Origin of the sequence: Collinsella sp. UBA1693 (genome assembly GCF_002320115.1) — a bacterium.
Taxonomy (GTDB): Bacteria; Actinomycetota; Coriobacteriia; order Coriobacteriales; family Coriobacteriaceae; genus Collinsella; species Collinsella tanakaei.
The window spans coordinates 1-14,671 of record NZ_DCJT01000007.1 but is presented as its reverse complement, the minus strand read 5'-3'; the positions used below and the strand labels follow the sequence as shown (position 1 = coordinate 14,671).

Sequence of the window (14,671 nt, the reverse complement as noted above, 5' to 3'; positions counted from 1 at the left end):
ACCGCGCCCGCAGTTGATTCTATCCTAGCGAGCGCAAGGCTATACTAGACCCAATGCTAGATTTCAACCACGTATAACAGGGACACCATGAAGCACATCAGTTTTCTCATCAAGCCGGCGTCATCGCTTTGCAACATGCGCTGCCGATACTGTTTCTATGCAGACGTGTCGGCGCATCGCGAGGTCAAAAGTCACGGCGTGATGCAGTCCCAAACCATGCGCGCCCTTATTGACCGCGCGCTTGGCCTGGGCGAGGATGCGGAGGTCACCTTTGCGTTCCAAGGCGGCGAGCCCACGCTGGCGGGGCTCGAGTTCTTCCGGGACTTCACCCGCTACGTCTCGGACCACCGCATCAATCAAACCATCCATTACGCGCTGCAAACCAACGGCTATCTCGTAGACAAAGAATGGGCGGAGTTCTTCCATGAGAACAACTTCCTGGTAGGCGTCTCACTTGACGGATACCGCGACCTGCACAACTGGCTGCGTCCTGACGCCGCGCAAGAGGGCACCTACGACCGCGTCATGCACGCCATAGAGCTTCTGCGAGCGGCGCAGGTCGACTTCAACGTCCTCACGGTGCTCACCGCGCAGCTGGCCAAGCATCCGCAAAAGGTCTACAAGTTCTACCGCCAGCATAAGCTGGACTACGTGCAGCTCATCCCCTGCCTACCCGGCTTTGACGATGAGGAGGGGGACGAGTTCTCGCTGACGCCCGAGGCGTTCGCATCGTTTTACAAGGCCTTCTTCCGCCTATGGACAGAGGATTTCCGCCGGGGCCACTACATGAGCGTGACGCTTTTCGACAACGTGATCCCGCTGTTTCGCGGCTACCCGCCGCAGCAGTGCGGCATGCTGGGCCGGTGCGCTCCGCAATTTGTGGTCGAGAGCAACGGGGACGTCTACCCTTGCGATTTCTACGTGCTCGATCAGTACCGTTGCGGCAACGTTCAAACGGACTCGCTTGAGGACATGGCCACGTGCGACGCCGTCAAAACCTTCCTGGCGGAGCCGCGCCGCGACTGCTCGCAGTGCGCCACCTGCCCCTTCGAGCGCATCTGCCACAAGAATTGCAAGCGCTTGAACGTTGCCTATTACCGCCAAGACTGCTGCGGCTACCGCGACTTCTTGGAATACGCCGCGCCCGCTATGCAGCAGATCGCCCGCTCGCTATAGCAAGTGCCTACCTGCGGGAAAGACAGCCCGCCACCTCACCCGCAAGCGTAATGGTACCCGCGGCGACCACGTCTCTACCTGCGGCGGTGAACGCATCCAGGGCATCGTCCACACAGGCGAACACCTCTACGGAAGCGTTCGCGCGGCCGCAGCGTGCAAGCTCGTCCTCAACGAGCTTCGCTAGCTCGCCCGCAGGTAGCGCACGGTCGCTCGCCGTTTGGGTCACCGCAAAGGTAGGAAAAGCCGGGAGAAGCACGTTTACGATGCCGGAGACATCCTTGTCGGCCAGCGCGGCCACCAAGAGGGCCGGCCTGTTTTCCACCACCGGATCGATCTCGTCCAACGCCGAGACAAAGTTCTCGCAGCTCTGCGGATTATGGCAGGCGTCTACCAGCACCAGGGGGCTTTCACGCAGCACATCGAACCTGCCGGGCGTAGGGCAAGCCGCAAGAGACGCCTGCAGCGATGCCGCGTCAAGCGCTCGCCCTATATACGCCTCGCACAGGTAGATGGCACACGCGGCGTTTTGCGGCTGATAGGACGGCTTGGGCATTGAGACCTCGTAGCGGCGCCTAGCGGTCTGGCAGGCAAAGCGGACGCGATCGCCCAGGCGCTCCGGCAGCTCAAGCGTCTCATGCGAGGAGACCAGCGGCGCAACGCCGCACTTATCGCATCGCTCGCTCATGACACGCCACACACCGGGCTCGTGCGTGCCCTCGCCCAGCACAACGATGCGCCCCGGCTTGATGACCGCCGCTTTCTCGGCAGCGATCTTCTCCAAGGTATCGCCCAGAATCCTCATGTGGTCCAAGCCGATGCCCGTCACGGCAACGGCTACGGGGTCGGTGGCGCTGGTGGCATCCCAGCGACCGCCCATGCCAACCTCCAGCACCGCCACGTCTACGCCGGCCTCTGCAAAAACCACCATCGCGGCAACTGTAAGCAAATCAAAGGGCGTGATGGTATAGCGGGCCTCGCCGGCGGCCTCGCGACGAAGGTTGACGCGGCGGCCCGCCTCGCGAGCCGCGGAGACGCCGTGGGCAAACTGCGCAGGCGCCACGGGGGCGCCCAAGATCTCCATGCGCTCTTCCATATGGACGAGCTCTGGCGAGGTATACAACGCGCACTTCAGTCCCTCTCCACCAAGGATCGACGCTGCGAAACGCGACGTCGAGGTCTTGCCGTTGGTACCCGCGATCTGGATGCAATCAAAGTGCGAGTCCGGGCGCTCGAGCTCGTCCAGCATATCCACCACGGTCTCAAGCAAGGGACCGGCGTCGCCGGAGATCTTCCCCGTATCGTGCGCGATGCGCACCGCCTCGTCATACGCCAGTTCCTCGATGGAAAACGGGCAACTATATGTCATCGCGAGCACTCCTTCTACCGCGGCGCACATGCGTCGACACGCAAATTGAACATATCAAAAAAGTGCGCCCCGCAGCGGACATCCCACCGCGGGGCGCACCCAAACTTAGCGCTACAACTATGAGAAGTCAGCGAGCTGACCCTTCAGGGCCTCCAGAGCGTCGGCGAGCTCTGCGGCGCGGGCACGCTTGCCCTCGACCACGGCGGGAGCCGCCTTGGAGATGAAGCCCTCGTTGGCGAGCATGCGCTTAAGGCCGGCGAGCTCCTTCTCGGAAGAAGCGATCTCCTTCTCGATGCGAGCCTTCTCGGCAGACAGGTCCACCTTGCCCTCCAGGACGATGAAGACCTCGACGCCGCCCTCGACAATGGCGGTGCTGGCCGCGGGCTTATCGACGTCGGCGCCCATCACCAGGCTGCTAGTGCGGGCGAGCGACTCGATGGTGCCGCGCAGGCCCTCGAGCGCTTCGACGTCGGCAGCGCCGGCGCGGACCACCAAATCAAGCTCCTCGCGCGGGCTCAGGCGGTAGCGGGCGCGGGTGGAGCGGGCTGCGGTCACCACGGTGCGGAGCAGCTCGAACGAGCGCTCGGCGTCCTCGTCCACGTACTGGGCGAGTGCGTCGGGCTCGGGCCAGGCGGCAACGATCAGGGCATCGGCGCGGCTGGCCTCACCGGTAGCCGGGTCAACGTCAAGCCAGCTAGCGGGCATGGTGTCCCAAATCGCCTCCGTGACAAACGGCATCAAGGGATGCATGAGGCGAAGCGACGCGTCCAGGACAAAGATGAGGTTGCGCTGCGCCTGCAGGCGGGTGGACTCGTCGTTCAAGCGACCCTTGGTGATCTCGATGTACCAATCGCACACCTCGTTCCAGAAGAACGTCTGCACGCCGCGGGCCATCTCGCCAAACGTGTACTGCTCGATGCCCTCGGTAACGCTACGCGACGCCTTTGCCAGACGGGAGAACATCCAGGCGTCCGCGGCGGTCTCCGCTACCGGGGCACCGGGCGTGTAGCCCTCCATGTTCATCAGCAAAAAGCGGCTGGCGTTCCAAATCTTGGTCACAAAGGAGCGAGCCTGGTCGGTACGCGGGCTATCCACCAGCTGCTTGGTCTTCTTATCGATGTTGGCATCGAACTTGACGTCCTGGTTGGTGGTGCACAGGGTGAGCAGGTTGAAGCGCATGGCGTCTGCGCCGTACATGCCGATGAGGTCCATGGGATCCACGCCGTTGCCCTTGGACTTGGACATGCGGCTGCCGTCCTTGGCCAGGATGGTGGGATAGATCACCACGTCATGGAACGGGACCTCGTCCAAGAAATACAGCGAGCTCATGATCATGCGGGCGACCCACAGGGCGATGATGTCGCGGGCGGTCACCAGCGCGGTGGTGGGATGATGGCCCTCGAGCAGCTCGGGCTTCTGGGGCCAGCCCTGCGTGGCGAACGTCCACAGCTGGGAGCTAAACCAGGTATCGAGCACGTTCTCGTCCTGATGCACGTGGGTGCTGCCGCACTTGGGGCACACGTGCACGTCTTCCATGCAGGCATCTTCCCAGCCGCAGTCCTCGCAGTAGAAGACCGGGATGCGATGGCCCCACCACAGCTGACGGGAGATGCACCAGTCTTTGAGGTTCTCCATCCAGGTGGTGTAGGTCTGGGTCCAGCGCGCGGGGTGGAAGGTCACGCGACCATCCTCGACGGCCTTGAGCGCGGGCTCCTTCAGCTTGTCGACGGCAACGAACCACTGCTCGGAGAGCCAGGGCTCCAGCGTGTTGTCGCAGCGGTAGCAATGCATGACGGAGTGGTCGTGGTCCTCAACGTGGTCCAGCAGGCCGTGCTCCTCGAACCACGCCAGAACGGCCTCGCGGCACTGTTCGCGGGTCATGCCGGAGAACTCGCCGTAGCCCTCGACCACCACCGCGTGCTCGTCGAAGATGTTGATCTGCGGCAGGTCGTGAGCCTGGCCCATGGCGTAGTCGTTGGGATCGTGCGCAGGGGTGACCTTGACAAAGCCGGAACCAAAGCCGGCGTCCACGTGCCAATCGGAGAAGATGGGGATCTCGCGGTTGACGATGGGCAGCATGACGGTCTTGCCAACAAAGGCCTCTTTCTCGGGGTCCTTGGGGCTGACGGCAATACCCGTGTCGCCCAGCATGGTCTCGGGACGAGTGGTGGCGACAACGATGTAATCCTGGCCGTTGACGGGCTCGGTCAACGGGTAGCGAAGGTGCCACAGGTGGCCGTCCTCCTGCTTGTACTCGGCCTCGTCATCGGAGATAGCGGTAGTGCAGCTGGGGCACCAGTTGACGATGCGCTTGCCGCGGTAGATCAGGCCGTCATGGTACCAGTCGCAAAAGACCTTGCGCACGGCCTCGGCGTAATCCGCGTCCATGGTGAAGTGCTCGTCCTCGAAATCGATGGAGCAACCCATGCGCTTGATCTGGTCCTGGATAATGCCGCCGTACTCGTGGGTCCAATCCCAGCAGGCGTCGATAAACTTGTCGCGTCCAATCTCGAGGCGGCTGATGCCCTCCTCTTTCAGCTTCTTATCAACCTTGGTCTGGGTAGCGATGCCGGCATGGTCGGTGCCCAGGATCCAACGCGTGGACTTGCCGCGCATACGCGCCATGCGGACGATGGCATCTTGGATGGAGTCATCGGTTGCGTGGCCCATATGCAGCTTACCGGTAACGTTGGGCGGCGGAATGGTGACGGTGCAGTCGCCCACACCGGGACGACGGCGATAGTAGCCGCCATCAAGCCACTTCTGAAGGATTGCGGGCTCGTTGACCGCAGGATCATATGTCTTGGGCATCTCGTCTGCCATATCCATGCTCCCCAAGAGTCGAAGTTTGCGTAAACGCATAACAGGATAACACAGCAAATGAGCTGCAGACATTTCGCTCCAAGACGCCGCCAATCTCTACGTGAATTGTGCAGCAATAAGCCTGGATACAGCACGGCGGAACTCGGCGCCATCGCGAACGCCAAGCTGACGATAGGCACACGTTCGGCATGCGCGCACGCGCGACGGAGACATATAGAGCTCTTTTGCAATGCTCGGCGCGGTTTTGCCCAGACACGTATCCGCCAGCGCCTTCGCCTCATCGTCCGAATACCCCATAACGACAAACAAGCTGCAGGCACGCCGGTAAAACTGATTCCTATCGAGAAGGGACGGGAATTGCATGCTCTCAAAAGCCTGACGCCGGCAACCCAGGGCGCGGACAATCGCCACGATTTAAAGGACTGCGATAAGCACGATATCGAGCTTGACGCTGTTTGGATCGGTATAACCGCGATCGGTGTACATGCGCGCGCTGAGCGAGATGAGGCAGCACGCCAAGACGCACGCGGCGCCCCATTCATTGTTAGTGATGCCCTTATCGCGCGTCTCCGTCTGTGTAGTCGTTTGCTCAGTCGTTTGGCCAGGCGCTCTACCCGTCGCGCCAGCGAAAAGCAACACGATTCCTACCGCGAAAACTGCAACAACGAGTACGGGGGATAGCGCGAAGCGCACCTCGAAGGGCAGCAGGCTTAATGGCACATAAAGCACGGCCGCCACGAAAAGAAACGGCGCGGCGCTCGCCATCAACGGATGCAGCACCTGCGAACGCCGGGCGGCAAGATCAGCGCCTGTCACCTGGGTAGAATCTCCCCTGACTTGGCGGCGCGCTTCCAACAGGGCGATCAACTCCTCCTTTGAGGTGAAACCGAGCTTCCGATATGCACGCGTGCGATAGGTCCCCGCAGTAGCGACCGAAACACCCAGCTGAGCACCGATCTCCTTTTGGGTAAGACCTTGCAACGTGAGATCAAGCACCTCATGCTCTCGGGAAGACAGCGCATCGATTCCATCAAGAGCGACAAGCGAGGTATTCGCTCGCAGCTCTTGACCCCCATACTCCACGCTACCATCAGCATGGCCGCGCTTCAGATGCACGGCAACAAGCAACAGGATAAGAATGGATGCAAGGGCAACTCCAAATATCGCGGCAATGGAAAGGCTCGCACCAGCTGGCACCAGTCGCATAAGCATAAGGGCACTCACTTTTGAGCAAAAATACACCAAAAGGTATGCGTGCAAACCCATGCCGCTCGCAAGCCAAGCTCGCAACGGAAGCAACGCGCACGCAGCGAAGGCGAAAGCCGAGAGACCCATAGCAAAATCGACCGGTAGCGCGAAACCCTGCTGCGCGAAGAACGAGGACAACCAGGCATCTGCTACATCCATCCCTAACGACGACAGCGTAAGGCCACCAAAGAGTGCAAGAGCGATCCGGGGATAGTTGTGATAGCCAACGAGTCGCTTGTCGTCTGACCCTGCGCGCAAACCATCTTGAAGGCCATAATCGTGCGCCGTAGCGTCCGCGTGCATCCGGAGCATCCATTGCATCACCAAAGTCATATAGAGAACCTGCTCGAGAACAAACCAGCCCTCATGCGTGCTCGACACCCAAGCCGGAGTATCCCTAACAACAAGAAACCCCACCTCGAGGGCAAGATACAGCAGGCAAGCGAAAGCAATCACCTTAGCGCGCGCAAGCGGACGTAGATGTTCGTCCAAACCTTCGATCATCATGACGAGAAGAGAGACGATAAGCAACATGACGAGTTGGGGAAACCCGCTCAAGCCAAAGCCGGCGGGGGCAAGTGCGCTCGCGCGAGCGAATTGCGGAAGGGCTAACAGAAGCATGCCCCAAAGAGCGTATACGGTAGCTCTTTGAACGCACGGGGCCATTGCTTTGTTTGGGCTGCGTTTCATGGCGGACCTCCTTGTGGATTAGGTCATCACTATAGAGCTCGCCTGCGCAACCGTCTTGTCATTAAAGCCGCCATTTCTCCTAATGACAGCCGGTGCCATCAAGTGAAGGACATCCAATAATACACGCCCGCGTAATGGAGCCTTATAGAACACAAAGCGTGCTTTTCAGTGTAGCCAAAGGGGATACATATCTTTGTGGCTCAGCTCCCCCATACGGGCCCGTCGCCCCCGCGCTTGGGTGATGCCGAGCAGGTCCTGTAGAGCGGGTCGATATCGTCGTCGGTCGGCATGGAAAGAAGGGGCTCCCCAGCCGGAGTCGGGTTCTCGGCGTGCGAGCAGCCCAACCAGAAGTCCGCCCGGAACGGGCACGGCTGCGGACAGCGCTCCGCCCACCAGCCGGCCGGACGGAGCACGTCCGGATGCACGAGGTCGATGGGAGGCGCGTGAAACTTCCCGCCCCTCGAGAGCAGCCGCACCGGGAGATCCTCGAGCCTGGCGACGTTGTGAGTCCTACGAAACGGTCCCAGGTGCCCCGCACAGCTCGCAGCGCCATCTCCGCGCCCACGCCTCAGTTTTCTCGTTACTGCGCACCTCCGCCCCGCAGCACGGGCACTTCGCCCTTTTCATCGAACCCTCCCGCCCGAAAGGAATAGCAGCTCGATTATCGGGCGCTCACCTGCAGCTTCACCGCTTAGGAGAGCACGCTTTTTGTCCGGGAGATAAAAACGGGGCACGAGATTTAAGCGAACGGGAAGCGGCCGCCCGCCTTTTGTCCTATAGGCCCCTCTTCATCCTGCGCTACGGCTACGTTATTGTTGAGTGCCTTGGTGAGCCTCACGGCTTCAGACCCCGTTCAATATCGTGGCCCATAAAACGAAAAACCCAGGTCGATAGAACCACCCTTATGGAACAATGCTATCAACCCGGGTCCCGCCCGCTATTCACAGTTGCACGCCCCATTGACGCACGATTTGCGATTGAATGCCTTCTTTGTGCTCCTTTTCCGCAATGGTATACCGAAGACAACGGGCTCGAAGACGCCGCAGAGCGCCGGATCGACAGCCATCTTGCCAAGGGATTTGCAGCGCTCGCTCTTGGCCACAAAGAGCATACACGGCACAAGGCCGATGATGCCGCCGGAGCCGCCGAGCTGGACGAAAGTGAACCACCAGGCGTTCGTGAGGATGTTGGGTAGCGCGGTCGCGCCGGCTGCGAACGCATCGAGCTTCTCAAGCGCGGCGGCCAAGCACACTCAAGGGCCGGACCTTCAGGCTGCCGGACCTTCAGCCTTCCAAGCCTTTAAGCGCACATCACAAAATCGCAAACCGAGCGAAGTTGTACAGACTGATCGCAATGATCAGCAACAACGCGAACACATACAGGCGATCGATGGTGGAGCTATCCATCCGCTTCGACAACTTGCGACCCACCACGGAGCCCATGACGGCCATAAGGCACATACCGACAAGCACGATGAGGGAAAAATCGGGCACGCTGCCGCTGACGAGGGTATAGACAAGGCTCGCCGTCTGCGAAAACGCGATGATGAACAGGGAGGCCTGAGCCGCCGTCTTGCTTTCCATGGAGAAGAAGAACACGAGGATGGCCAAGTTGAACGGTCCGCCGCCGATACCGAGGAACGACCAGCAGGCACCGGCCAAAAAACCGGCAAGGGCCTGCGGAGCGGCACCACGAAGCTCAACGCCGGCGATACGGTCTTTGTTGAGGGTGTATATGAGAACAAGCACGGAGAAGACGATGAGCACCGCCGCCTGTGCCGCACCCACAAGATCGGCGTTGGGAAGAACGGCAATCATTTGGTTGAAGGCGACCTTGCCCGCCACACCGCCCACCGCGGAGCCGACAGCGATGGGCATCAAGGACCGCGAGTCGATTGACGACGATCGCGTACACGCATTTTGGACGAGCGTGGACAGCGACATGACCAGCACCGAGACGCTCGATAGGAAGCTTACCGCGCCGACGCCCATCACACCCATCGCATCAACGACCGGTTTGATGATCACCCCGCCGCCGATTCCGCACAGAGGGCCAAGCAGCGAGGCCAGAAAACAAACGATGAACACCGCGACGAAACGCACGTCCACAACGCACCTCTCAAACATATACGAACATTTTGAACAAAAAAGAACAGTAATCTGATAATACCACGTTCGAATCTGTGACACAGAGCTCATGGAGGCACTCTAGAGGCGGATGGACGTCGCGCTCTCGGGCGTCGCGGGCCCGCTCGACGGCTTCCCGACGCCCAACATGGTCGTCGCCCAGCTCGGAAACGACGCTAACCTGTACGGCGCCGTTCAAGGGGCGATGAAACTTATATCGCTTGCATAATTACTAACGATATTAGCTACAGCAACGCCGCCCCAAAATCGCAAATTCGGGGCGGCGTCATGCTGGTAAATGCAATGGCAAGGGCTAGTCGAGATCGATATCGGAACCCTTGTAAACGCGACGGGGCTGCTCTTCACCGCGGGCCGCGGCGGCGGTGACAACCACCTTGGCGACATTCTGCTCGCTAGGCAGGTCGAACATAGTCTGCTGCAGCAGTTCCTCGCAGATGGAACGAAGACCGCGGGCTCCCGTCTTGCGGGACAGCGCCTTGGCAGCGATCTCATGCAGGGCCTCGGGCTCGAACTCGAGCTCGCAGCCCTCCAGCTGGAACATGCGACGATACTGCTTGGTGATCGCGTTGCGCGGACCGGTGAGGATCTGAACCAAGTCATCCTCGTCCAAAGCCTGGGTCTGGGTAATGACCGGCGTACGGCCGATGAACTCGGGGATCATGCCAAACGCGTTGAGATCCTGCGGAAGCACCTGGCGAAGCAGGTCGTTCTCGTCGGCGGAGGTGGGGCCGGCGATCTCGGAGTTGAAGCCGACGCCTTTGTTGCCCACACGGTCGGAGACGATCTTGTCCAAGCCAACAAAAGCACCGCCGCAGATGAACAGAATATTGGTGGTGTCGATCTGCAGAAGCTCCTGCTGAGGGTGCTTGCGGCCGCCGGTGGGGGGAACGCTCGCGACAGTGCCCTCGAGGATCTTCAAGAGCGCCTGCTGCACGCCCTCGCCGGAGACATCGCGCGTGATGGAGAGGTTTTCCGCCTTGCGAGCAATCTTGTCGATCTCGTCCACGTAGATGATGCCAATCTGCGCGCGGTCGATGTCACCGTCCGCAGCGTTGATAAGCTTGAGCAGGATGTTCTCAACATCCTCACCAACGTAGCCCGCCTCGGTCAGAGCCGTGGCGTCGGCGATCGCGAAGGGCACCTCGAGGATGCGAGCGAGCGTCTGCGCAAGCAGGGTCTTGCCGGTACCGGTGGGACCAAGAAGCAAGATGTTGCTCTTGGCGAGCTCCACTCCCTCGAGATCGTCCGCATCGTTGGCATGCTTGCCAAGCGAGCTGGACGAAGAGGCATCAGCCTGAGCGGTGGAACCTTCCAAAACGCGACGGTAGTGGTTGTAGACGGCAACGGACATGGCGCGCTTGGCGTCTTCCTGGCCCATGACGTATTGGGAAAGCTCGTCATAGATCTCATGCGGCGTGGGCACGCGGCGGATGAGGCTGGATGCGACCTCGGAAGTGGAGGGATCCTCTTCCTCGACTTCGAACTCGCCCATTGCGTCCTGCATGGGCGGCATGCCGTAGGAAGCAGCCATGAAATCCTGTGCCAGCGACTCCTCGAGAATCTCAGAGCATGCGGCAACGCATTCATCGCAGATAAAGGTATTGGAGGGACCCTTTACCAGCTTGCGGACCTGATCTTGCGTCTTACCGCAGAAGGAGCAGCGGACGACGCCGTGATCATGCGTATCGTGATTATCGGAAGGCATGCTTAATTGCTCTCTTTCGCAGCTTCGACGCGGGAGGAAACGATGCGGTCGACCAGACCGTACTCGAGCGCGGCCTGAGCACGCATATAGTTATCGCGCTCGGTGTCGGCCTGAACCTTCTCGAAAGGCTGACCGGTGGCGTCGGAAAGAATCTTGTTGAGCGTGGCGCGGGTCTCGCGAATCTCGCGCGCTGCGATCTCGATCTCGGTCTGCTGGCCCTGGGCACCGCCGCTGGGCTGATGAATCATGACGATGGAGTTGGGCAGGCAGAAGCGCTTGCCCTTGGCACCGCTTGCAAGCAGCACAGCGGCCATGGAAGCAGCCATGCCGACGCAGATGGTGGAGACCTGGGGCTTGATGTAGTTCATGGTATCCAGGATGGCCAGGCCGGAGTAGACCTCTCCACCAGGGGAGTTGATGTACAGCGAGATGTCTTTCTCGGCATCTTGGCTCTCAAGATGAAGCAGCTGCGCGATGACCAGGTTGGCGGTCACGGAGTTGATCTCTTCACCAAGGAAGATGATGCGGTCGTTGAGCAAGCGCGAGTAGATATCGTAGCTGCGCTCGCCGCGGGGGGTTTGCTCGATGACGTACGGAACGAGCGCGGAGTCGATGCGTGAAACCATGCCCTCTCCTTTCATTCAGCGTTACATAGACGTACGGTGCACGACCGCGCATGCGCGCTATGAGTCGTTGCACCGTACGAAACTGATCCGGTGTTACCCGGTATATTACTCTACCCTCGAAGAGGGTGTGCGAGTCGGTTGATATCCCTACTGGGCGGCACGCTCGGCGTACTCGTCAACCTCGGTAACCTTAGCGGTCTCGACCAGCCAGTCGACGGCCTTGGAACGACGGATGGAGTCGCGGACGGCAGGCATGCGGCCCTCGGCAACAAAGGCGGCCTTGGAAGCCTCGACGTCCTCGACGCCGGCGCTCTTGAACTCCTCGTCGATGTCCTCGTCGGTGACCTCGAGCTTGAGCTCGCGGGCCAGGGCGTCGAGGGCGAGGGACTCGCGAGCGACGTCGTCAGCCTGCTGGTGCAGGTCGGCGATGAACGCCTCGGAGGTCAGTCCGTTGGCGGACAGCCAGGCGTCCAGGGTCATGCCGCGAGCGGAGAGGTTCTGCAGGAAGTTCTGACCCAGCTCGGAGAAGACGGACTGCTCGTAGTCCTCGTCAACCTTGTCGAGCTCAAGACGCTCGGCCAGCTTGGCGACAACGCGGTTCTCCTTGAGAGCGGGAAGCTTGGAGGACTTGTCAGCCTCGACCTCGAGCTTGATAGCGTCGCGCATGGCGTCGATGCTGTCGAAGCTGAAGGACTCCTTGACAAACTCATCGGTCAGCTCGGGGACCTTACGCTCCTTGACGGACTTGAGGGTGACCTTGATGGTAGCCTCCTCAGCGCCCTCGGGAGTCCAGGAGATCTCCTTCTCGTCGCCGACGTTCATGCCCAGGACGGCCTCGGTGAACTCTGCGGGCATGGACTGGGAGTCCATAGCGAACATGCGACCCTCGCCGGCGATGGCCTCGGCGTTCTTAACGTTCTCGACATCCATGGTGATGTAGTCGGAAGCCTCGACGGCGCGCTCGACGTCCTCGAAGGTTGCGTGATAGCCCATGAGCATGTCGACCTGGGAGTCAATCTCAGCCTCGGTGACCTCTGCAGGGGGCATCTCGATCTCGACGGCATCATAAGAAGTCAGGACGACGGAGGGACGGAGGGTGAACTCGACGGAATAGGTGTAGTCCTCACCGTCGCGGCAAAGATCGATGTTCTCGTAGTTGCCCTCCTTGACGGGGACGATGTCGAGCTCGTTGAGAACGTTGGCCTCGTTGGAGCCGATCAGCTCGTTGGTGGCCTGAGCGAGAACGGCCTCGCTGCCCAGCATGCTGTCAATGACGGGACGAGGGGCCTTGCCGGGGCGGAAACCCGGGAAACGGTACTGCTTGGCAGCAGCCTTGTAGGCCTTCTTGATGGTGGCATCAACGTCGGCAGCGGGAATGGTGACCGTAGCGGTAAGCTTGGCGTCCTTCACGTCAGAAGCAGAGATGTTCAACGTTCCTCCTCAAATACCATCGGCTTAGATGGGGTGCCGATCAAACCCAGTTGACGATAAAACCAATGTTGTCAGATGGTGCGGGCGAAAGGACTCGAACCTTCACGGGAATCCCACTGGAACCTAAACCCAGCGCGTCTACCAATTCCGCCACGCCCGCATATATGACAGCAACTTTTGTATGATAGCAGATACATGGGCATTATGACCCATGAACATAGAATAGTGCCCGGGGCAGCACACGGTCCGTCCATAGACCGTCCATAGATAAAGCAAGGAGCACTCCCCCGCCCCGCTCTATTCCCGCCCATTCCCGCCCAAACTCGTCAGACGACGCTGCACGTTAAGTATTGCCTAGAGAAGGCAAGCCACTCAACTGTCCATTGAATCAAATAGGGCGTCCCCGGCAAACCGAGGACGCCCCTTTGGTGAAGGCTATATCAAATGACGAACGAATCGATTAGACGATGCCCTGGGCCATCATGGCATCGGCGACCTTCTTGAAGCCGGCGATGTTGGCGCCGACCATGTAGTTGCCCTCGAAGCCGTACTCGGTCGCGGCGTCGTCGCATGCGTGGTAGATGCCGCGCATGATGTTCTCGAGCTTGCCGTCGACCTCATCGAAGCTCCAGGAGAGGTGCTCGGCGTTCTGAGCCATCTCGAGGCCAGAGGTGGCAACGCCGCCGGCGTTGGCAGCCTTGCCGGGCATGAAGGCGACGCCGTTCTCGATCAGGTAGTTGGTGGCATCGGTGGTGGTGGGCATGTTGGCGCCCTCGCCCACGATCTTGCAGCCGTTGGCGACCAGAGCCTGAGCGTCCTCGAGCAGCAGGGTGTTCTCGCGAGCGCAGGGCAGGGCGATGTCGCAGGGAAGCTGCCACACGCCGCGGCCGTCCTCTGCATGCCAGGTAGCGGCGGGACGCGCGTCGACGTACATGGCAAGGCTCACGCCGCGGTCGTTGCCGGAGCGCTTCTTGTTGTAGATGTCCTCGAGGACCTTGTAATCGATGCCCTCGGGATCCTCGACCCAACCCTTAGTGTCGGAAGCGGCGATGACCTTACCGCCCAGCTGGGAAACCTTCTGGATAGCGTAGATAGCGACGTTGCCGGAGCCGTGGACCACGACGGTCTTGCCCTCGAAGGAGTCGTTGTGGCACTTGAGGTACTCGTCCACAAAATAGACCAGGCCGTAGCCGGTTGCCTCGGTACGGGCGAGGGAGCCGCCGAAGGAGAGGCCCTTACCGGTGAGAACGCCGGTCCACTCGTTGCGCAGGCGCTTATACTGACCGAACATGTAGCCGATCTCGCGACCGCCAACGCCCAGGTCGCCGGCGGGAACGTCGGTATTGGGACCGATGTGGCGGGTGAGCTCGGTCATGAAGGACTGGCAGAATCGCATGATTTCGTTATTGGACTTGCCCTTGGGGTCGAAGTCCGAGCCGCCCTTGCCGCCGCCCATGGG

11 protein-coding genes and 1 tRNA gene are annotated in these 14,671 nt (G+C 60.5%); 1 reads left to right on the top strand and 11 read right to left on the bottom strand.

Annotated features, from left to right (window positions below):
- Nucleotides 1-87: 87 nt before the first annotated feature.
- Nucleotides 88-1,176, top strand: a complete 1,089-nt coding sequence (locus B3H65_RS03625; RefSeq protein WP_286684167.1) for an anaerobic sulfatase maturase — start codon at nucleotides 88-90, stop codon at nucleotides 1,174-1,176.
- A gap of 7 nt (nucleotides 1,177-1,183) precedes the next feature.
- Here the strand turns inward: B3H65_RS03625 and B3H65_RS03620 are convergent, their stop codons facing one another.
- The 11 genes from B3H65_RS03620 to B3H65_RS03570 all read right to left on the bottom strand — a co-directional run.
- Nucleotides 1,184-2,542, bottom strand: coding sequence for a bifunctional folylpolyglutamate synthase/dihydrofolate synthase (locus B3H65_RS03620; protein WP_286684166.1), 1,359 nt, complete (start codon nucleotides 2,540-2,542; stop codon nucleotides 1,184-1,186).
- 117 nt (nucleotides 2,543-2,659) lie between these two features.
- Nucleotides 2,660-5,365, bottom strand: a complete 2,706-nt coding sequence (locus B3H65_RS03615) for a valine--tRNA ligase (RefSeq protein ID WP_286684165.1) — start codon at nucleotides 5,363-5,365, stop codon at nucleotides 2,660-2,662.
- 96 nt (nucleotides 5,366-5,461) lie between these two features.
- Nucleotides 5,462-5,728 carry a hypothetical protein gene (locus tag B3H65_RS03610; RefSeq protein WP_286684164.1) on the bottom strand — a complete coding sequence of 89 codons (267 nt, stop codon included), beginning with the start codon at nucleotides 5,726-5,728 and terminating at the stop codon, nucleotides 5,462-5,464.
- A gap of 51 nt (nucleotides 5,729-5,779) precedes the next feature.
- Complete coding sequence (locus B3H65_RS03605) at nucleotides 5,780-7,234, bottom strand: helix-turn-helix transcriptional regulator (protein WP_286684163.1); 1,455 nt, start codon at nucleotides 7,232-7,234, stop codon at nucleotides 5,780-5,782.
- Nucleotides 7,235-8,240: 1,006 nt separating this feature from the next.
- Complete coding sequence (locus B3H65_RS03600; protein ID WP_286684162.1) at nucleotides 8,241-8,549, bottom strand: hypothetical protein; 309 nt, start codon at nucleotides 8,547-8,549, stop codon at nucleotides 8,241-8,243.
- A gap of 64 nt (nucleotides 8,550-8,613) precedes the next feature.
- Complete coding sequence (locus B3H65_RS03595) at nucleotides 8,614-9,411, bottom strand: sulfite exporter TauE/SafE family protein (protein WP_286684161.1); 798 nt, start codon at nucleotides 9,409-9,411, stop codon at nucleotides 8,614-8,616.
- 331 nt (nucleotides 9,412-9,742) lie between these two features.
- Nucleotides 9,743-11,155 (bottom strand): ATP-dependent Clp protease ATP-binding subunit ClpX, encoded by a 1,413-nt coding sequence (gene clpX / locus B3H65_RS03590; RefSeq protein ID WP_286684160.1) that lies wholly within the window; start codon nucleotides 11,153-11,155, stop codon nucleotides 9,743-9,745.
- A 2-nt stretch (nucleotides 11,156-11,157) separates the two neighbouring features.
- The gene (locus B3H65_RS03585) at nucleotides 11,158-11,781 is read right to left on the bottom strand and encodes an ATP-dependent Clp protease proteolytic subunit (RefSeq protein ID WP_009140588.1); all 624 of its coding nucleotides are present in this window, start codon (nucleotides 11,779-11,781) and stop codon (nucleotides 11,158-11,160) included.
- Nucleotides 11,782-11,928: 147 nt separating this feature from the next.
- A complete protein-coding gene (gene tig, locus B3H65_RS03580; protein ID WP_009140589.1) occupies nucleotides 11,929-13,212 on the bottom strand; it encodes a trigger factor in 1,284 nt (427 codons plus the stop codon).
- Nucleotides 13,213-13,288: 76 nt separating this feature from the next.
- Nucleotides 13,289-13,372, bottom strand: a tRNA-Leu gene (locus tag B3H65_RS03575).
- A gap of 300 nt (nucleotides 13,373-13,672) precedes the next feature.
- On the bottom strand, nucleotides 13,673-14,671 hold a 999-nt coding region (locus B3H65_RS03570), incomplete at its 5' end, for a Glu/Leu/Phe/Val dehydrogenase dimerization domain-containing protein (protein WP_286684159.1).

Bases quoted from the DNA above. Each gene is read 5' to 3' on its own strand.
- B3H65_RS03585 (WP_009140588.1), bottom strand. From the start codon at position 11,781: ATGGTTTCACGCATCGACTCCGCGCTCGTTCCGTACGTCATCGAGCAA.
- B3H65_RS03605 (WP_286684163.1), bottom strand. From the start codon at position 7,234: ATGCTTCTGTTAGCCCTTCCGCAATTCGCTCGCGCGAGCGCACTTGCC.
- clpX (WP_286684160.1), bottom strand. From the start codon at position 11,155: ATGCCTTCCGATAATCACGATACGCATGATCACGGCGTCGTCCGCTGC.
- B3H65_RS03625 (WP_286684167.1), top strand. From the start codon at position 88: ATGAAGCACATCAGTTTTCTCATCAAGCCGGCGTCATCGCTTTGCAAC.
- B3H65_RS03615 (WP_286684165.1), bottom strand. From the start codon at position 5,365: ATGGCAGACGAGATGCCCAAGACATATGATCCTGCGGTCAACGAGCCC.
- B3H65_RS03620 (WP_286684166.1), bottom strand. From the start codon at position 2,542: ATGACATATAGTTGCCCGTTTTCCATCGAGGAACTGGCGTATGACGAG.
- B3H65_RS03610 (WP_286684164.1), bottom strand. From the start codon at position 5,728: ATGCAATTCCCGTCCCTTCTCGATAGGAATCAGTTTTACCGGCGTGCC.